This is a genomic window from Arthrobacter sp. Dra40 (assembly GCF_059091905.1).
The window spans coordinates 1-18,603 of the sequence record NZ_JBNHHB010000102.1 but is presented as its reverse complement, the minus strand read 5'-3'; the positions used below and the strand labels follow the sequence as shown (position 1 = coordinate 18,603).

At 66.5% G+C, this 18,603-nt stretch carries 17 protein-coding genes; 4 read left to right on the top strand and 13 right to left on the bottom strand.

Annotated features, from left to right (window positions below):
* Positions 1-138 precede the first annotated feature (138 nt).
* Together AC5RWT_RS24835 and AC5RWT_RS24830 are read right to left on the bottom strand one after the other, a co-directional pair.
* Positions 139-771 carry a hypothetical protein gene (locus tag AC5RWT_RS24835; protein ID WP_494082514.1) on the bottom strand — a complete coding sequence of 211 codons (633 nt, stop codon included), beginning with the start codon at positions 769-771 and terminating at the stop codon, positions 139-141.
* Positions 772-919: 148 nt separating this feature from the next.
* The gene (locus AC5RWT_RS24830; protein WP_494082513.1) at positions 920-1,918 is read right to left on the bottom strand and encodes a GlxA family transcriptional regulator; all 999 of its coding nucleotides are present in this window, start codon (positions 1,916-1,918) and stop codon (positions 920-922) included.
* A gap of 81 nt (positions 1,919-1,999) precedes the next feature.
* On the opposite strand from AC5RWT_RS24830, the gene AC5RWT_RS24825 reads away from it, so the two are divergent.
* Positions 2,000-2,167 carry a hypothetical protein gene (locus tag AC5RWT_RS24825; protein WP_494082512.1) on the top strand — a complete coding sequence of 56 codons (168 nt, stop codon included), beginning with the start codon at positions 2,000-2,002 and terminating at the stop codon, positions 2,165-2,167.
* Positions 2,168-2,258: 91 nt separating this feature from the next.
* Here AC5RWT_RS24825 and AC5RWT_RS24820 read toward each other — a convergent pair whose 3' ends face one another.
* On the bottom strand, positions 2,259-2,816 hold the full coding sequence (locus tag AC5RWT_RS24820; protein WP_494082511.1) for a DinB family protein: 558 nt from the start codon (positions 2,814-2,816) through the stop codon (positions 2,259-2,261).
* A 240-nt stretch (positions 2,817-3,056) separates the two neighbouring features.
* On the opposite strand from AC5RWT_RS24820, the gene AC5RWT_RS24815 reads away from it, so the two are divergent.
* A complete protein-coding gene (locus tag AC5RWT_RS24815; protein WP_494082510.1) occupies positions 3,057-4,037 on the top strand; it encodes a helix-turn-helix transcriptional regulator in 981 nt (326 codons plus the stop codon).
* A gap of 40 nt (positions 4,038-4,077) precedes the next feature.
* Here AC5RWT_RS24815 and AC5RWT_RS24810 read toward each other — a convergent pair whose 3' ends face one another.
* The 3 genes from AC5RWT_RS24810 to AC5RWT_RS24800 all read right to left on the bottom strand — a co-directional run bounded on the left by AC5RWT_RS24810 (position 4,078) and on the right by AC5RWT_RS24800 (position 6,891).
* On the bottom strand, positions 4,078-4,866 hold the full coding sequence (locus AC5RWT_RS24810) for an ABC transporter ATP-binding protein (protein WP_493966179.1): 789 nt from the start codon (positions 4,864-4,866) through the stop codon (positions 4,078-4,080).
* 1 nt (position 4,867) lies between these two features.
* Positions 4,868-5,767 carry an ABC transporter permease gene (locus AC5RWT_RS24805; RefSeq protein ID WP_494082509.1) on the bottom strand — a complete coding sequence of 300 codons (900 nt, stop codon included), beginning with the start codon at positions 5,765-5,767 and terminating at the stop codon, positions 4,868-4,870.
* A 107-nt stretch (positions 5,768-5,874) separates the two neighbouring features.
* A complete protein-coding gene (locus tag AC5RWT_RS24800) occupies positions 5,875-6,891 on the bottom strand; it encodes an ABC transporter substrate-binding protein (RefSeq protein WP_494082515.1) in 1,017 nt (338 codons plus the stop codon).
* A 348-nt stretch (positions 6,892-7,239) separates the two neighbouring features.
* On the opposite strand from AC5RWT_RS24800, the gene hrpA reads away from it, so the two are divergent.
* The gene (gene hrpA, locus AC5RWT_RS24795; RefSeq protein WP_494082508.1) at positions 7,240-11,259 is read left to right on the top strand and encodes an ATP-dependent RNA helicase HrpA; all 4,020 of its coding nucleotides are present in this window, start codon (positions 7,240-7,242) and stop codon (positions 11,257-11,259) included.
* A gap of 194 nt (positions 11,260-11,453) precedes the next feature.
* On the opposite strand, the gene AC5RWT_RS24790 is transcribed toward hrpA, so the two are convergent.
* The 4 genes from AC5RWT_RS24790 to AC5RWT_RS24775 form a co-directional block, all read right to left on the bottom strand.
* Positions 11,454-11,882: an HIT family protein gene (locus AC5RWT_RS24790; RefSeq protein WP_494082507.1), complete on the bottom strand. Its 429-nt coding sequence runs from the start codon at positions 11,880-11,882 to the stop codon at positions 11,454-11,456.
* Positions 11,883-12,073: 191 nt separating this feature from the next.
* Complete coding sequence (locus AC5RWT_RS24785; protein WP_494082506.1) at positions 12,074-13,258, bottom strand: NAD(P)-dependent alcohol dehydrogenase; 1,185 nt, start codon at positions 13,256-13,258, stop codon at positions 12,074-12,076.
* Between the two features lie 196 nt (positions 13,259-13,454).
* Positions 13,455-14,288: a sulfurtransferase gene (locus AC5RWT_RS24780; protein WP_494082505.1), complete on the bottom strand. Its 834-nt coding sequence runs from the start codon at positions 14,286-14,288 to the stop codon at positions 13,455-13,457.
* Between the two features lie 93 nt (positions 14,289-14,381).
* The gene (locus tag AC5RWT_RS24775; protein ID WP_494082504.1) at positions 14,382-15,041 is read right to left on the bottom strand and encodes an MBL fold metallo-hydrolase; all 660 of its coding nucleotides are present in this window, start codon (positions 15,039-15,041) and stop codon (positions 14,382-14,384) included.
* Positions 15,042-15,194: 153 nt separating this feature from the next.
* Here AC5RWT_RS24775 and AC5RWT_RS24770 point away from each other — a divergent pair, with 153 nt between their 5' ends.
* Entirely contained in the window at positions 15,195-15,632 is a 438-nt protein-coding gene (locus AC5RWT_RS24770) for a Fur family transcriptional regulator (RefSeq protein ID WP_494082503.1), read from the top strand.
* 6 nt (positions 15,633-15,638) lie between these two features.
* Here AC5RWT_RS24770 and AC5RWT_RS24765 read toward each other — a convergent pair whose 3' ends face one another.
* From AC5RWT_RS24765 to AC5RWT_RS24755, 3 genes are all read right to left on the bottom strand, one after another.
* Positions 15,639-16,532, bottom strand: coding sequence for a metal ABC transporter permease (locus AC5RWT_RS24765; RefSeq protein ID WP_494082502.1), 894 nt, complete (start codon positions 16,530-16,532; stop codon positions 15,639-15,641).
* 2 nt (positions 16,533-16,534) lie between these two features.
* Positions 16,535-17,329, bottom strand: coding sequence for a metal ABC transporter ATP-binding protein (locus AC5RWT_RS24760; RefSeq protein ID WP_494082501.1), 795 nt, complete (start codon positions 17,327-17,329; stop codon positions 16,535-16,537).
* Between the two features lie 109 nt (positions 17,330-17,438).
* On the bottom strand, positions 17,439-18,476 hold the full coding sequence (locus AC5RWT_RS24755) for a metal ABC transporter solute-binding protein, Zn/Mn family (RefSeq protein ID WP_494082500.1): 1,038 nt from the start codon (positions 18,474-18,476) through the stop codon (positions 17,439-17,441).
* Between the last annotated feature and the right edge of the window lie 127 nt (positions 18,477-18,603).

Sequence of the window (18,603 nt, the reverse complement as noted above, 5' to 3'; positions counted from 1 at the left end):
AGGCCGTAGGTTCGAATCCTATCGAGGGCACCAAGGAAGCAGTAATGGGAGAATCCCCGGCCGGGTGGCCGGGGATTCTCTTCTTTAACGCACAGGGGCCTGCCGCCTTAACTCACAGGGCCGGCCGCCGGCCACGCGTCACTCGTCAACAACTCCCGGCCCGTCGAGACGGCGGTCCACGCCAACCTGGTCCACTTTGCGGTGGAAGCTCATTCCGGACCTGCCGCCAAGAATGGCACCGGCGAGCGAGACCAAGGCAGCGGCGATGAGAAAGACGATGCCGCCGGTCGACAGCGCCCCTTCATCGAGGGGAATCCGGGGAAAGCTGTTCAGGCTGCTCAGCACGTTGAACTGGCTGCCGGCCACCAGTCCCAAAACAGCCAGGACAATGGCAACCACGATCGCCCACAGCCAAACCGCCACACCCTGCTTGACCCCGTCGAACCGGGCCATCCGCCCTGCCACATATCCGCCGCAGAAGTACGACACGAACAAGATGACGGCCAGAATGATCCCGCCCACAATCCCGACCGTGCCCAGGTTTTGGGACGCTTGCCCGGCCACCTGGCCCGGGTCGGCCTTCTGGGCGATCCCCACGCCGGTGCCGATGGCTGCTGCCAGCGCCGTCAGGATGACCCCGATCCCGGTGGCGGCAATCCAACCAAAGAATGCCGAGCCCCACTTGATCCCGCCGAACTGGCGTCTCTCTGCTGCTACCACTTCATTACGTCGTTGCCTGGGGCTGCTGGCCCCGTCTGCGGCTGAACTCATCATGGATCTCCTTTATTCGCGTGCGGCGCCCGCCTGATGACCGGCCGTACCGGCCATCTCTGCCAGCACTACTAAGCACACTGATGATTGTGCAGGCATCAGAGTCGGCACACAAGGCCACCTGGTGCCGGTCTGTGGAGAAACAGTGCTACCGGGCCGCGCTGACTGCCGGCTGCGGGGCACCGGCATGGCCGCCGCTGCCGCGGAAGGTGCGGCGGTAGGACGCGGGGCTCACGCCAACGGATTTGGCGAAATGATGGCGCAGCAGCACCGCCTGACCAAAACCGGTCACGCGTGCAATTTCTTCAACATTCAGGTCCGATTCCTCCAGCAGCTCCTGTGCGCGCAGGACACGTTGGGCGTTGATCCAGGCCGCCGGCGTGGCACCGGTTTCGGCCCGGAACCGGCGGGCGAAGGTGCGCTCGGACATGTGCACCCTCTCGGCCAGCTGGGCAACCGTCACATCCTGGGCAAGGTTCTCGGCCAGCCACGTCAGCAGGTCCTTGAGAGTATGGCAGCCCGCCAGCGACATGGGCCGGTCGATATACTGCGCCTGGCCCCCTGCCCGGTGCGGCGGCACCACCATGTCCCGCGCGATGGCGGCAGCCACCGAGGCCCCGAGTTCAGTCCTGACCAAGTGCAGGCAGGCATCGATGCCCGCGGCCGTCCCGGCACTGGTGATGATGCGGGCGTCCTCCACGTAGAGCACGTTCTCGTCGACGTCGATCCGCGGATATTCGGCAGCCAGCTGGTGGGAGTACTGCCAGTGAGTGGTGGCCCGCCGGCCGTCCAGCAGTCCGGCTTCCGCCAGCACGAAGGCCGCCGAGCAGACGGACAATACCCAGGCGCCGCGGGCATGGGCCGCTTGCAGCGTGCGCGTGAGCTCCTCGGGGACATGGTCCATCCGCTGGTAGGGCGACACCACCACCAGGTCGGCGTCGGCTGCGGCCTCCAGTCCGAGCGGGACATTGAGGGAAAAGCCCACCTTGCTGTTGACGATGCCGGGCTCAGGAGTACAGATCCTGAAGTCGAACGCCGGGACGCCGGTGCCGCGGTCGGTCCGGTCGATCCCGAACACCTCGCAGACCACCCCGAATTCGAACGGCGAAGCCCCGGGAAGCACCACGACGGCCACTGTTTTGAGCATGCCTCCAGTATGGCAGTTTTTTATGCTTTATGGTCGTTTCTGCCACTCTTTTTTCCGCCCGCGCAGGATCACTATGAAGCCATGGAACTTCTTGTGATTACCGCGTTGGCACTCCTCGTCATCGTCAGCACCCTCCGGCTGATCCTCCGGGACGGCCGGGGCAACACTCCGCTGGAACGCTCGCAGGCCGACTGGACCGCCGGCTCCGCGCCGAGCCGCCCATACACCGAGCTGGTCCGGCTGGTCTGACCTGGCCATTCCGCCCGCACCGCCCTCGCAGGGCCGGCTTACAGGCCGGCTCACAGGGCAGTCTTCCGAACTGGAGCGCTCAGTGCGCTGCCTATTGGCGGTGGGCGAACAGATCCCGCAACAGCGCAACCTCGGCCAGATGGTGGATCATTTCCCGATTGATGTGCAGCACCAGTGTCCCCATGGACCGCTCGGCAAAGGCTCCCTCGGCGGGACCGCAGGGCGCTGCCAGTCCGTCGTCCCCCAGCGTCCTGACGTTGGCAGTCCAGCGGGCATAGTAGTCGTCCAGCAACTTCAGCGCCCCGGCAGCAGTGGACGGATAGTCGAACGAGTCGTACTCCACCGGCGGTCCGCCGAAGTGGGAGGCGTTCCGGCTGCCGAGCACTCCCACCAACACGTGGCCCAGCCGCCAGGCAACCGTGGTCACGGGCGGCGGTACCGGTTCCGGAAGTGCGAAGTCGATGGTGAAGTCACCGCCGCCCACGGCCATGGGTGCGCTGCTGGTGCCACGGTGGCGGACATTCCAGCAGCCCTCGGCCGGCTCCCAGAAGTACTCTTCGTCGGTCAGGCCCTCCAGCCGCGGCCTTGCCTGTGCATCCCAATGCCAGGAAAGTTGCTCGACCAGCTCCTCGGCTGCATTGAAGGACATGTCCGCTCCCACCCAACGGTGGCTCCGTAGGTCAGGAGCCTTGGGGTCCATCATGGCGGGGCGGACAGCCCTTGGCCAGAGCCTTGCCAACTAGCGCTGGCGTCCGACAGGCACAGTCACGGCCGAAAAGCGGCATTCCGGACAGTTCTTGTCCTGGTTCGGGGGTAGATTGGGCCTACCCGCCGGGGATGCCGGCGCCCGCGGGCGATCCCTCGCTCCGGCAGTGACGGCAGGTGGTTCATGCTTGAAACGTCCGCGCGGCTGCTGCAGCTGCTCTCACTGCTCCAGATGCGCCGGGAGTGGACCGGCTCTGCCCTGGCCGAGCGGATGAGTGTCACCGAACGCACGGTGCGCCGCGATATCGGCAAGCTGCGCAATCTTGGATATCCCATCAACGCCTCCCCCGGTGTGGCCGGCGGCTACCAACTGGGTGCCGGAGCACAGCTTCCGCCGCTGCTGCTTGACGACGACGAAGCCCTGGCCGTGGCGCTGGGCCTCAGCGCAGTGACGGCCAGCCCGGTGGCCGGCGTCGGGGAGGCGTCACTGCGGGCGCTGACCAAGCTGGAGCAGGTACTGCCCTCCCGGCTCCGCCCCAAATTCTCCACCCTGAAGAATGCCGTGGTCACGCTGGCCGGCCCCACCGCCGCGGTCAACCCTGAGGTGTTGACCGGAATTTCCACCGCCATCGCCGAGCGGCGGGTGATCGGCTTCCGCTATGCCAAGGCTGACGGCGACTCCGCCCGCCGGCTGGCCGAACCCTACCGGTTGGTCGACACCGGCCGACGCTGGTATCTGGTGGCCTACGATACCGGCCGGCAGGGCTGGCGCACGTTCCGGGTGGATCGCTTCGAATCGGTTCCCACGGCCCGTGAACGCTTTGCAGCGCGGCAGCTTCCGCAGCCGGATCTGGCCGCTTACGTCCAGCAGTCGATCACCCGGTCCCCGTACCGGTTTGACGTGGTGGCCCGGATCCACGCACCGTTGCACGCCGTCGCGGAAATGATCCCGCCCAACATCGCCGTCCTGACCGACGACGGCGGCGGAGCCACCTTGCTGCGCGCGGGTTACGACTCGCTGGACTACCCCCTGGTGGAGCTGGCCGCCACCGGCTTCGCGTTCGAAATTCTGGAGCCCGCGGCGATCCGGCAACGCGCCGCCGAGCTCGCCGGCCGGCTGGCCGCCGCCGCCGGCACGGAAACGGCGGCCGCCCCACCCGCTTGAGGTGGGACTGCCGCCGTCGTCCTGCCCTGGGCGCGCCGCGCTACTGGAGCATGGTGCGGTCGTCCACCACGCCCTTGATCTTCTCGAACTCATGGAGCAGGTCCGGCACGGTGGCCTTCTGCTTCTGCTCCTGGTCCAAGTCGAGGATGATCCGGCCCTCATGCATCATGATCAGCCGGGTGCCCAGCCGCAGCGCCTGCTCCATATTGTGGGTCACCATCAACGTGGTCAGACGGTGCCGGGCCACCACCTCCGCCGTCAGCCGGCTGACCAGCTCCGCCCGCTGCGGGTCCAGCGCGGCGGTGTGCTCGTCCAGCAGCAGGATTTTCGGGCTGCTGAACGTGGCCATCAGCAGCGACAGCGCCTGCCGCTGGCCGCCGGAGAGCAGGCCCACCTTGGCCTTGAGCCGGTTCTCCAGCCCCAGCTCCAGCGAACGCAGCTCTTCCTTGAAAAACTCGCGCTTTTTCCGCGTCACGCCGGGGCGCAGGCCGCGGCGCTTGCCACGTTCATACGCAATGGACATGTTCTGTTCGATGGTCATCTCGGGCGAGGTGCCCGCCATCGGATCCTGGAAAACCCTGCCGATGAAACGCGCCCGCTGGTGGTCCGCCAGCTTGGTGACGTCCTTGCCGTCGATGCTCACCGTGCCGGTGTCCGGGCGCAGTTTGCCCGACGTGATGTTCAGGATGGTCGATTTGCCGGCGCCGTTGCTGCCGATCACCGTGACAAATTCGCCGGCGGTCAGGGAGAGGTTGATCTCCTGCAATGCGACGCGCTCATTGACGGTTCCCGCGAAGAAGGTTTTGTGAACGTTCTTGATATCCAGCATGTCAACCCTTCGCTCCCGTCAGGGACTTTTTCATTTTCCCGAGACCGCCCACGCGCCGGAAGACCTTCCACTGCGGCAGCACCAGCGCAAGGACCACCAGCACGGCAGAGATCAGCTTCATGTCGTTGGGCTGCAGGCCTGCCTGCAGGGCCAACTGGATGACCACGCGGTACAGCACCGAGCCGAGCACCACGGCCGAGGTGGCGATCCAGATCAGGCGTGTGCCGAAGATCGCCTGGCCGATGATCACCGAGGCCAGGCCGGCCAAAATCAAGCCGATGCCCATGCCGATGTCGGCGAAACCCTGGTACTGGGCGATGAAAGCGCCGCAGAGGGCCACCAGGCCGTTGGACAGCGCCAGGCCCAGGATCTTCTGGTTGTCCGTGCTGACGCCGAAACTGCGGATCATTTGTTCGTTGTCGCCGGTCGCCTGCATGGCCAGTCCGATATCGGTGTGCAGGAACCAGTCCATGATCACCTTCACCACCAGCGCGACCAGCAGGAAGATGGCGATGGCGCCGATCCCGCCGAGCATGCCCGCCTCACGCAGCGGGGTAATCAGGGTGTCTTCGCGCAGCAGCGGCAGATTGGCCTTGCCCATGATGCGCAGGTTGATGGAATACAGGGCAATCATTGTCAGGATGCCGGCCAACAGGCCGTTGATCTTGCCCTTGGTGTGCAACAGGCCGGTGACCGTGCCGGCAGCCATGCCGGCGATGAAGGCCAGCACCGTGGCCGTGACCGGCGGCATGCCGTTGATGATGCTGATGGCGGCAACTCCGGCACCGGTGGTGAAACTGCCGTCGACCGTGAGGTCGGGAAAATCGAGGATACGGAAGGTCAGATAGACCCCCAGGGCCATGATCGCGTAGATCAGCCCAAGCTCAACCGCGGTAATCATAGGTAAAGGACCTTGGTTTCTCTCTTGGGGTCCATCCGGCGGCGGGGGTAGCCGGCCGCCGGATGGACTGCGGACTTCATCAGCTCGAGCTGGAAGTGCCTTCGGATTTACTTGAAGACGTGGTCAGCCTTGGCCTTGTCGGCGAAGCCGTCGGGCAAGGTGATGCCGGTCCGCTTGGCAGCAGCGGTGTTCACGTAGAGTTCCAGTTCGGTCTGGGTCTCCACCGGCATCGACGCCGGCTCGGCCTCGCCCTTGAGGATCTTCACGGCCATCTCACCGGTCTGGTAGCCCAGCTTTTCGTAGTTGATGCCGTAGGTGGCAACCGTGCCGCGCTTCACCGAGTCGCCTTCGGCAGCAATGGTGAGGATCTTCTTGGATTCGGCCACCTGGATCAACGACTCCAGCGCAGATACGACGGCGTTGTCGGTCGGGACGTAGAACGCGTCGACGTCGAGCGACTGCGCAGCCTGCTGGACTTCACCCGAGGTGGAGATGGCAGCTTCCTTGATTTCCAGGCCCAGTTCCTTCGCCGCTTCCTTGGCCCATTCCACCTGCACGGTGGAGTTGACCTCGCCCGAGGAGTAGACAATGCCCACGGACTTCGCGTCCGGGTTCAGTTCCTTGACCAGGGCCAGCTGCTCCTCAACCGGGTTGCGGTCGGAGGTACCGGTGACGTTGGACCCCGGTGCGTCCATGCTTTCCACCAGGGAAGCGGACTCCGGATCGGTGACTGCGGTGAAGAGGATCGGGGTGTCCGCGATGGCCTGGACCGCCGCCTGGGCGGTGGGCGTGGCGATGGCCAGGATCAGGTCCTTCTTATCGCTGGCGAACTTGCCGGCGATCGAGGTAGCAGTGCCCTGGTCGCCCTGCGCGTTCTGCTCGTCGTAGGTGACGGTCTCGCCCTCGACGTAGCCGTTGTCGGCCAGCGCCTTCTTGAATCCCTCACGGGCCGCATCGAGGGACGGATGCGAGACGATCTGGCTGATGCCGATTTTTACGGATTCGGTACCTTCTTCCGCGGCGCTGCCCTCGGTCGATCCCGAGTTGCCGCACGCGGACACGAACAGGGCGGTGGCCAGCAGCCCGGCACCGAGGCCGAACTTGGTCGAGCGTTTCTTCACGATGTTCCTTTCGAGTGTCCATCACGTGCCGGATAGTCCGGCACATTTCCGCCTGACCGCCCCTCCCCGGCGCGGCTGAGCAGTCCGCCACACGCGGCGTCGTCGTCGGCGCCCGCAGTTGTGGCAGGCAACCCTGCGGAAGTGTCCTGAGGATCTTACCTGTGAACGGAGTCACAATGTCTAATCAGAACCGCGGGGTCAGGACAACCATATGAGATACGTCTCACCGACAGGACAAATTGCACCCGGATGTCGCCGGATAGTTATTTTCGTCCACGGGCTTCGGCGGGCCTGGGCTCCCCACCGGCCCGGTCCGGGACAGGTGGTCCAGCCGATAGACTGTGGTCAATCATGGCTGTGAACATCACGTATCCCGCGGCCCTGCCGGTTTCAGAGCGGCGCGAGGACATCATGGCGGCCATCGCCGCTCACCAGGTGACCGTCATCGCCGGGGAAACCGGCTCCGGCAAGACCACCCAGATCCCCAAAATGTGCCTAGAGCTCGGCCTCGGTGAGAAGGGGCTGATCGGCCATACCCAGCCCCGGCGGCTCGCTGCCCGGACGGTGGCCGAGCGCATCGCCGAAGAACTGGACGTGAAGATCGGGCAGGAAGTCGGCTTCCAGGTCCGCTTCACCGGTGAAGTCAGCCGGGACACGCAGATCAAGCTGATGACCGACGGCATCCTGCTGGCCGAAATCCAACACGACAAGCTGTTGAAGAAGTACAGCACCATCATCATTGATGAGGCACACGAGCGCAGCCTGAACATCGACTTCATCCTGGGCTATCTCAAGCAGATCCTGCCCAAGCGCCCCGACCTGAAGATCATCATTACCTCCGCCACGATTGATCCGGAGAGGTTTGCCCGGCACTTCGGCAGCGAGGACCGGCCGGCACCGGTCATCGAGGTTTCCGGCCGCACCTACCCGGTGGAGATCCGGTACCGTCCCTTGAACCAGCCGGCGGCTACCGACGCCGACAACCCGGACGCGGACGAGCTGGAGGAAGACCGCGACCCGCTGGACGCGGTCTGCGACGCGGTGGATGAACTGTCCCTGGAAGCTCCGGGCGACATCCTGATCTTCTTTTCCGGCGAGCGCGAGATCCGTGACGCCGCGGACGCACTTGCCGCCAGGACCAAGACCAACCGGCGGCTGGCCGGCACCCAGATCCTGCCGCTGTATGCCCGGCTCTCGCTGGCGGAGCAGCACCGCGTCTTCTCCCCCGGCAGCCAGCGCCGCATTGTGCTGGCCACCAATGTGGCCGAAACGTCGCTGACCGTTCCGGGCATCAAGTACGTGATCGACACCGGCACAGCGCGCATCTCCCGTTATTCGCACCGCACCAAGGTCCAGCGCCTGCCGATTGAACGGATCTCCCAGGCGTCGGCCAACCAGCGCTCGGGCCGGTGCGGCCGCGTCAGCGACGGCATTGCCATTCGGCTGTATGCCGAAGAGGACTACGACTCCCGGCCGGAATTCACCGACCCCGAGATCCTGCGCACCAACCTGGCAGCCGTCATCCTGCAGATGACCGCCATGGGGGTGGCCCGAGGTCCCCAGGACATCGAAGCGTTTCCCTTCGTTGAGCCGCCCGAAAGCCGCGCCATCAACGACGGCGTCACTCTCCTGCGCGAGCTCGGCGCGCTGCCCGAACCCGGCACCAAAGCCGGACCGGCGCCGAAAACCGGGCTCACCGCCGTCGGGCGCAAACTGGCACTGCTGCCGGTGGACCCGCGGCTGGGCCGCATGATTGTGGAGGCCGGCGAGCGCGGGTGCGTGCGCGAGGTGATGGTGCTGGCCGCGGCGCTGACCATCCAGGACCCACGGGAACGTCCCACCGACCAACAGCAGCGGGCCACCGAAAAGCACAAGCGCTTCGTGGACGAGAAGTCCGACTTCACCGGCATCCTGAACCTGTGGCGATACCTGCAGGAGAAACAGCAGGAGCTCTCTTCCACGCAGTTCCGCAAACTGTGCCGGACGGAATTCATCAACTACCTGCGGGTCCGCGAGTGGCAGGATTTGTTCGCGCAGCTGCGCCAGCTGGCCAAGCCGCTGGGCATCACCCTGGGATCGGGGCGGGATGTGGACCCGGTGGGCAGGCACGAGGACATCCACAAAGCGCTGCTGGCAGGTCTGCTCAGCCATATTGGCCTGTACGAGGAACGCAAACGCGAGTACGCCGGCGCCCGGGGCACGCGGTTCGCCATCTTCCCCGGCTCGGCCCTGTTCAAGAAGTCGCCGGACTGGGTCATGGCGGCCGAGTTGGTGGAAACCTCCCGGCTGTGGGCCCGGGTGGCAGCCAGGTTTGATCCGGCCTGGGCGGAAGAGATCGCACCCCAGCTGTGCAAGCGCACCTACTCAGAGCCTCATTGGTCCAGGAAAATGGGCTCGGTGATGGCCTACGAGAAGGTCACGCTGTACGGGGTGCCGATTGTTCCGCAGCGGCGGATCCAGTACGGCCGGATCGACCGCGAACTCAGCCGTGAACTCTTCATCCGGCATGCCTTGGTGGAGGGCGACTGGCGTACCCACCACAAGTTCTTCCACCGCAACCGCAAGCTGCTGGCCGAGGTTGAGGAACTGGAAACCAGGATGCGACGCCGCGACCTGCGCGTGGACGACGAAACGCTGTTTGAGTTCTACGACCAGCGCATCGGCCCCGACGTGGTTTCCGAACGGCATTTCGACAAGTGGTGGAAGGATGCCCGCGCCGAGAACCCTGCACTGCTGGACTTCGATCCGGACGCCGTGCTGGCTACAGACGCCGAGGAACTGGACACCTCGGCCTTCCCGAAGGTCTGGCAGCAAGGGGCCTTCGACCTGCCGCTAAGCTACGAATTCTCGCCGGTAGCACCGGGCGGGACCCCGGACCCCTCCGACGGCGTCACCGTTCACGTACCGGTGCTGTTCCTGAACCAGTTGGACGAAGCCCCCTTCCGCTGGCAGATACCCGGCCTGCGGGTGGAGCTGGTGACGGCGCTGATCAAGTCGTTGCCAAAGCAGGTACGGAAGAACTTTGTCCCGGCCCCCGACGTCGCGCGGACCGCAGCAGCCGCGCTGGCCCAAGACTTCGACCCCGCCGAGGACGAGCTGGAGCCATCGCTGGAACTGGTGCTGCGCCGGCTGAAGGGCCACATCATCCCGCCCGGCTCCTGGAATTGGGACAGTGTGCCTGCGCACCTGCGGATGACCTTCCAAGTGGTGGACGGGAAAGGCACGGTGTTGGACGAAGGCAAGGATTTGGCGCGGTTGCAGCAGGAACTGGCGGCAGCCAACCGGCGGGCCATCGCCGAGTCCCTGGGCGCAACTCCCAAGACTGCCCAGCCCTCCCCGGGAAAGGGACGGAATGCCTCCGGCAAGCAGCGCGGTGGCAGGCAGGGTGCCCTGGCGGAGGCCGCCCCGGCCACCGCAGCCCCCGGTGCCGGAACCGCCGCGACCGCCGCCCCCGGTGCCGGAGCACCGCCGTCGGGCGCTTCCGGGCCCTCCGCCGGAGGCGTCCAGGAACGCAGCGGCCTCACCGCTTGGCCCGGCGGAGACCTCCCCCGCGAGGTCAAGCGCGAGGTGGCCGGCCACACGGTCACCGGTTATCCGGCGCTGGTGGACGAAGGGACAACGGTCGGCGTCCGCGTCTACCAGACACCCGCCAGCCAACAGGCGGCCATGCGCTCGGGCATCATCCGGCTGCTGGTGCTGCGGGTGCCCTCGCCGCAGCGGTACGTGCTGGACCACCTGAACAACACGGAGAAACTGACCTTCACGCAGAACCCACACGGTTCGGTGGCGTCGCTGATCGACGACTGCACGCAGGCAGCGGTGGACAAGCTGGTGCCTGCCGAGCTGCCGTTCACCCAGGCCGGGTTCGACGCCCTGTACGAACAGGTCCGCGCGGAGCTGATCGACACGGTGTTCACCGTGACCGCCATCGTGGAGAAAATCCTCTCCAGCACCCGGCGGATCCAGAAGGAGTTGAAGTCCAACGCCAGCCTGGCCCTGATCAGCCCGCTCTCCGACATCAAAAGCCAGCTGGAGCAGCTGGTCTACCCCGGCTTTGTGGCCGCCACCGGCTATGCCCAGCTCAGCCAGCTGCCCCGCTATTTGGAGGGGATTGAACGCCGGCTGCAAAAACTCCCCACGGCAGTGGGCCGGGACAGCCAGCACATGGCCGTGGTGCAGCGGCTGGAGGACGAGTACGACGACGCCCGGGCGGCACTGAAGCCCGGCGGCCTGGACGGTGCGGGGCTGGACCGGGTCCGCTGGATGCTGGAGGAACTCCGGATCAGCTTCTTCGCGCAGGAGCTCGGAACTGCGTATTCCGTGTCCGAAAAGCGCATCCGCACGGCCCTGAACGAGGCCCTGGCCCGCTGACATACGGCACGCCGTCCGTGTCACCGCGGCGAGGACAGGGGCCGGCTGCCAAGTCGTCGCCCGCTGACCCTGACCTCGGCACCAGGACAGGGTGTGGCTGCCAAGACAGGGGTTATTGACCCTGTCCTCAAAGCCGGGCGGGGACTTCGACGACAGGCCTCGGGAACTGCGCGGCAGGAAGTGGCGGTTCCGGGTCAGTCAGCGGGGACAAACTCCCCGTGGCCGGCCTCGCGCAGCGCGGCGCGGAGGCGCTTGGCCGATTCCTCCATCACGTCCGGATCGGGGTTCTGCCGGGCGCGCTTGAAGTCAAACTCGGCCTCGGAGTTGGAGGGCCACACGTGCAGGTGCAGGTGGTTCACCTCAAATCCGGCGATGATGAGGCCTGCACGGGCGGCGCCGAACGCTTCCACCTGCGCTTTGCCGATGGTCTGGGCGACCGCGGTGAGTTTCTGCAGCAGGTCGGCCGGGGCGTCGGTCCAGCGGTCCACTTCCTGCCGCGGCACCACCAACGCATGACCGTCCGCGAGCGGGCCGATGCTCAGGAACGCCACCACGTCGTCGTCCTTCCAGACGAAGCGGCCCGGAATCTCGCCGTCGATGATCTTGGTGAACAGTGTGCTCATGTCCCTCTTCCTTCTCAGTCCGGGGGTTCCGTCAGGAAACCACTCGGGATCCAGTGCTTTGGTGCGGCCGGCCCGCCGTTCAGCGGGGCCGGCTGGTTTTCAGTCAGCGGTCCGTCATCTGTCCGGTCAGCAGGCTGCGGGCGGTCGGCCGGCGCGGTGTCCGGCCCGTCCAACAATCTCCGGCCGGCGGCTCAATCCGTCAGCGAGGCGATGTCAAGGACAAAGCGGTAGGCGACGTCGCCGGCCACCATGCGGTCGAAGGCCTGGTCAAGGTCCTGCGCGCGGACCAGTTCGATGTCGGCCGTGATGCCGTGTTCGGCGCAAAAATCCAGCATCTCCTGCGTCTCGGCGATGCCGCCGATCTTCGAGGCACCATAGGCAATACGGTCGCGCATCAGCAGGCTGACAGGAACCGGTGGCATCGGCTCAGGCGGTACACCCAGCTGGATCAGCGCACCGTCGCGCCGGATTGCCCGCAGGTAGGGAGCCAGATCGTGGGCAGCGGCCACCGTATCGATGACCAGGTCCAGGCTGCGACGGACGGCAGCGAGCGCTTCGGCGTCGCCGGTCACCACCACGTGGTCGGCACCCAATGCCCGGGCCGAGTCCGACTTGTCGGGCGAACTGGTGAAGACCGTCACCGAGGCCCCCATGGCCTTGGCCAGTTTGACCGCCATGTGTCCCAGCCCGCCCAGGCCCACCACGCCCACGGAGTCGCCGGCTTCCACGCCGAAGTAGCGCATGGGTGAGTACGTGGTGATGCCGGCGCACAACAGCGGGGCCGCCGCGGCCGGGTCCAGCTCGGGCGGTATCCGCAGCACAAAGTCCTGATCGACGACGACGGATGTTGCGTAACCGCCCTGCGTCACCTCGCCGCCGTGGTGCCGGTCGCGGGCACCGTACGTGCCGACTGCACCTTTATCGCAGTACTGTTCGAGTCCATCGCTGCAGGCACTGCAGTCACGGCAGGAGTCCACCATGCAGCCAACGCCCACCAGGTCGCCGACCGCATGCAGGGTCACGTCTTGGCCGATGGCGGTGACCCTGCCCACGATCTCGTGGCCAGGCACCAATGGGTAGGGAATCTCGCTCCACTCGCCGCGAACGGTGTGGACATCCGAGTGGCAGAGGCCGCAGAAAGCGACGGCGATTTCCACATCGTGCGGCCCCGCGGCCCGGCGGGCGATGTGCAGCGGGACCATGCCGGAACCGGGCGCCTCCACTCCGTAGGCTGCGGCCGTGTTCATGCTGCTCCTCGCTGTCTGCCGGTCCTCGGCTGCGGGCGCCCGCTGCTCCAGCGTGGCGGAGGCCTGCTGCTCCTGATCAGGCGAAAACGGTTTCCCCAGTGGCGGCGGTGCCGGACGGCCAAGTGTCATGCGCCCGACGCTACCGTTTGCTGCTCCGCCATGCCACCGGGGCACGCCGTCTGTGACTCTTTGGGCACGACGGCGTACGGCGCGCTGCCGCTGGGGCCTCTGGGCGCGGCGGAACGCGCCGCCGCCGAAGGGCACGCGCTGCTGCCGAAGGACACGCGCCACCACCGAAGGACACGCGCCGCCGCGGTCAGGGTGCCTAAGGCGCCGCTCCCGTTGCCACCGGCAGGTCCGGATGTCCGCTCCACTGGGACCAGGAGCCAGGAAACAAGGCAGCGTCGATGCCTGCCTGGGCAAGCGCCGCGATCTGGTGCGCGGCGGTGATGCCGGAGCCGCAGTAGACGGCCACGGTCCTTCCGTCGGTGCCCAGTTCCTTGAATCGAACCGCGAGGTCAGCCGGTGGCAGGAAATGACCGTCCGGGGCAAGGTTTTCCGTCGTCGGTGCGTTCACTGCGCCGGGAATATGGCCGGCACGCGGGTCCACCGGCTCCAGTTCGCCGCGGTAGCGCTCCGCTGCGCGGGCATCGAGCAACAGCGAAGAGCGGGCGAAATCCAGCACCTGGTCGAGCTCCAGCCTGGGCATTCTGCCGCTGCCAAGTTCAACATTGCCCAGGCAAGCCAGTTCGTCGCCGCTGTCCAGTTCATACCCTGCAGCGCGCCAGGCAGCCAGCCCGCCGTCGAGCAAATAGACGGAGTCGAAGCCGCCGTCGCGCAGCAGCCACCATCCCCGGGCCGCCGACATGCCGCCGTTGTCGTCGTATGCCACCACCACGTCGCCGTTATTGATGCCCCAGTCCCGCGCCGCCTCGCGGAAGGACTCCGGCTCCGGCAGGGGGTGGCGCCCGGCATTCGCGGACGGAGCGGAGGCCAGTTGCGAAGGCAGGTCAACGTAGATGGCGCCCGGGATGTGGGCCTGCCGGTAGTGGTCGTGGCCGGCGTCGTCGCCGAGTTTCCAGCGGACATCGAGCAGTACGGTGCGCTGTCCGGAGGTCATCCGTTTGCGCAGTGCCTGCACGTCCATCAGAGTCCTCATGAGATCTCCTCCTGACTGCTGGCGGGCGTCGTTGCCCGCCGGTGTCCGGACAGTCCATCACAGCAGCAGGTATCGGGCCAAGCGTCCCGGCTGTCAGGCCAGCTCCACGCTGTCCCCCGGCGACAGGTGCCGGTAAACAGTGCCGTAATGGCCGCCGATCCGTTCCACGTGCTTTTCCACCAGCGGCAGGCCACGGTCACTGAGCCCGGCATCGTGGATGGGGTAGGCCCGCTCGGCGCGCATGGCGGTCACGAAGTCGATCACCTCGGCAGTTTTGGACCAGGGTGCATGGATGGGCACCAGCACATGCTTCACCGTCAGCCCGTGCGGCACGATGAAGGAATCGCCCGGGTGGTACAGGCTGTCGTTGATGACGTAGCCGATGTTCGCGACCACCGGAATGTGCGCGTGGATCAGCGCATGCTGTCCGCCGAAGGTCCGGATCCGGAACCCCGGCACCTCAAACTGCGTCTCCGGTTCGGCGGTGTGAATCCGTTCCGATGCTTCCGGAACCAGCGCCCGGAGGTCGGCGGCGACACCGGCCGGGGCGTACAACTGCAGGTCGCCGGCCTCGGCCAGCACGCCGGCCACCCGGTCCCGGTCGATGTGGTCCGCGTGCTCGTGGGTGACCAAAACCGTGGAAGCCCCGTCGAGGGCCTGGTCCACTTCCGAGAAGTTTCCGGGGTCAATCACCAAAATGTGGCCGTCCGCTTTGAGCCGGACGCAGGCGTGGGTGAACTTTGTCAGCTGCATGAAACCCACCCTAGCGGCGCCCTGGAGTGCGCGGTATGGGCAGCCGGTGACTCCGGCCATGAGCGGGCCGGGACGGGGCCAAAATCGGCCCTGCTGGTACGCTGGGAGGCACCTACGGGTGCCCGGTATCAACAGCAAGGAGCCGAAGCGGACATGTCCGTCCCGTCAGCGAAACCGCAGGCGCAGCGCCGCGGTTCGGAACAGCGAGTGACCCGCCAACGACTGGCCGTGGCTGCCGCCTTGGACAGCCTGGAGGACTTCGTCAGCACGCAGGAGTTGCACCGGCTGGTGCAGGACCGCGGCGATTCCGTGTCACTGGCCACCACCTACCGGATCCTGCAGGCCATGGCCGACGACGGGCAAGTGGACGTGATGCGCAGCGGCGAGGGCGAGGCCGTCTACCGGCGCTGCGCCGTCGAACACCACCACCATCATCTGCTCTGCCGGAACTGCGGGAAGACCGTGGAAATCGAAGCCCCGGCGGTGGAACAGTGGGCCGCCCGGATGGCGCGTGAGCACGGCTTCACGCAGGTCGCGCACACCGTGGAGATGTACGGGCTGTGCCCGGAGTGCAGCGCCGCCGCCGGGTAGCAGTTCTCAGCCGGCGGTGACCTTCACAGTGGCCACCTCGCGCCGGCCCACCCTGCCGCGGCGCTGCCGCCGGGTTCCGGCCAGCCGGCAGACCACGTAGATCAGGAACGAGATCGTGGTGACGTAGGGGCTGATCGGCAGGCTGCCGCCCAGGGCCAGCAGAATCCCGCCAACGACTGCAGCCACGGCAAACAGCACGCTCAGCAGCACCACCACCCGGGGCGAACTGCTCACCCGGAGCGCGGCGGCCGCGGGCGTGATCACCAGGGATAGCACCAGCAGGGCGCCGACCACCTGGATGGACAGCGCCACCGCCAGCCCCAGCAGGAACATGAACACGATCGCCAGCGCACCCACCGGCACGCCCCGGGCCTCGGCCAGATCCGGATCGGCGCTGGCAAAGGTCAGCGGCCGCCAGATGGCCAGGAGCCCCAGGATGACGACGGCGGAACCGGCAGTCAACAGGTTCAGCTGCACGGTGTCCACGGACACGATCTGCCCGGTCAGCAGGCCGAACTTGTTTGCCGAGCGGCCTTCGTAGAGGGACAAGAACAGGATGCCCAGGCCCAGCCCGAAGGACATGATCACGCCGGTGATCGAATTCCGGTCCCGGGCGCGCATGCCCAGCGTGCCCAGGACGACGGCGGCGATCACCGACCCCGCCAAGGACCCGAACACCACATTGGCGCCGATCAGCAGGGCGAACGCCGCCCCGGCGAAGGAGAGCTCGGCAATACCGTGCACGGCAAACGCCAGGTCGCGCATCATCACGAACACGCCGATCAGTCCGCCGACCAGTCCCAGGACGGCGCCGGCAATCAAGGAGTTGCGCACCAGCGGCAGCAACTCACCGTAGTCGTTGAAATTGAAGACTGCGTTCAGCAGTTCCGACGCGTCCATGGCTACACCTCCTCGCCGTGGCGGTGGGTGGTGGCATCCGGCAGTCCCACCACGACGATCCGGCCCTGGTTGTGGATCACTTCGACGTGGCTGTTGTACATGTTCGACAGCATTTCGGTGGTCATAACCTCTTCCGGGGCGCCCACCCGGAACTGGCCGCCGGCCAGGTACAGCACGCGGTCCACATAGTCGATGATGGGGTTGATTTCGTGCGTGACGAAGACGACGGCGCTGTTCTTTTCATGGCATTGCCGGTTGATCAGCGAGCTCACGGCCTGCTGGTGGTGCAGGTCCAGCGAGAGCAACGGCTCGTCGCACAGCAGCACCTGCGGGTCCGAGGCCAGCGCCTGGGCCGCCCGCAGCCGCTGCTGCTCGCCACCGGACAACTGGCCTACCGGTGCGTCGGCGTAGCCGGAGGCACCCACCATCTGCAGCAGTTCGTCCACCCGCTGGCGGTGCCTGCGGGTGTTCAGCCGGACGCCCCACCGGTGCCCGTCCAGACCCAAACCCACCAGATCGCGGGCGCGCAGCGGAGTCTCCGGTGCGAACGACTTTTGCTGGGGAATGTAGCCGATGTCCCGGCTGCCGCGTTGCAGCGGCCGTCCATTGACCTCGGCCGTGCCGTGGCTCAGCGGCTGCAGGCCCAGCAAGACGCGCAGGAAACTGGTCTTGCCGGACCCGTTGGGACCGAGCACCGCGAAAAACTCCCCCGGCTTGATGGTGAGGTCCAGATCGTGCCACAGCACGCGCTGGCCGAAAGACAGCGAGGCACCCTGCAGGCGGACGGCGGCGTTCATGGCAGCATTCCCTGGAGCTTTCCAGCTGTGCGCGGAAGGGGGACGCGGGTGCAAAACCGGCGTCCGGCCTGGAAAGCCTCAGTTGACCACGCCCCGGGGCGGTCCCCGCTCACCCGCGCAGCGCCTTATCTACCGAAGCCAGGTTCGCCGCCATCCAGGTCAGGTAATCCTGGCCTTCCGGCAGGGTCTCGGTGAAATTGACGACGTCGATGCCTGCCTTCTCCGCCAACTGGCGGAGACGCTGTGTCTGGGGACCTTCGGTCTGCTCGTTGTAGGCCACGAACCGGACCGACCCGCCGGTAATGAGTTCCTCGGTTTCCCTCAGGGCTGCGGGGGCTGCATCTGAGCCTTCCTCTGCCGCCTCCATAAAGCCGGCCGGGGTCTTGTTTTCCAGTCCCAGCGCATCGAAAAAGTGGAGCGGCACCGGATCCGTGGCAGCCACCGCCTCCCCTGCGGTTGATGCGGCGAGGTCATCCACCTCGGCTTGTAGCCTGTCCAGCCCGGAATGGAACCGTTCGGCATTGGCGCTGAAGGTTTCGGCCTGCTCGGGCTCCAATACGGAGAGCTTCTCCGCAATGGCGTCCGCAACGGCGCCCATGGTCGGCAGGTCGTACCAGACATGTTCGTTGAAGCCGCCATGGCTGTGGCCAGCATGGCCCGGCCCGCCGCCGGACGTGTGGTCCGCACCGCCGTCCTCAGCATGGTCCGACTCGCCGCCGGCCGTGTGGCCTGCACCGCCCTCGGCCGGGTGAGCCGCCTCCGCGTCCTCGGCTCCGGGCAACGGCGACAGTGCCACCGCGGTCAGAATGTAGTCGTGGTTCACGCCCGTTTCGTCCGCCAGCGTGTGCATGAAAGTGTCGTAGCCCCCGCCGTTTTCCAGCAGCAGATCGGCATTCGAGATCGCCAGTTTGTCCCGGGCCGTTGCTTCGTAGGAGTGCGGGTCCTGCGCCATCCGGTCGATGATGGCGGTAACCTCCACGTGGTCACCGCCGACCGTGCGGGCCAGATCGCCGTAGACATTGGTTGAAGCGACCACGCTCAGTTTGCTCCCGGCGTCGCTCTCCTCGCCGGCAGCCGAGCAGCCGGACAGCAACAGCGCCGCGGCGGCCAGGCCGGCCACCGCAGGAGCGGTACGTGAGCGCCTCAACGGCCACCTCGGTTCCAGTCATAATGAGAATCAGTAACAATAAGGATTTCAGCTTAGCGCAACTGCGAATCGTTCGCATTCCGGAACGTCGAGGGCGCGGGACCGTGTACACGGCCCCGCGCCCGGG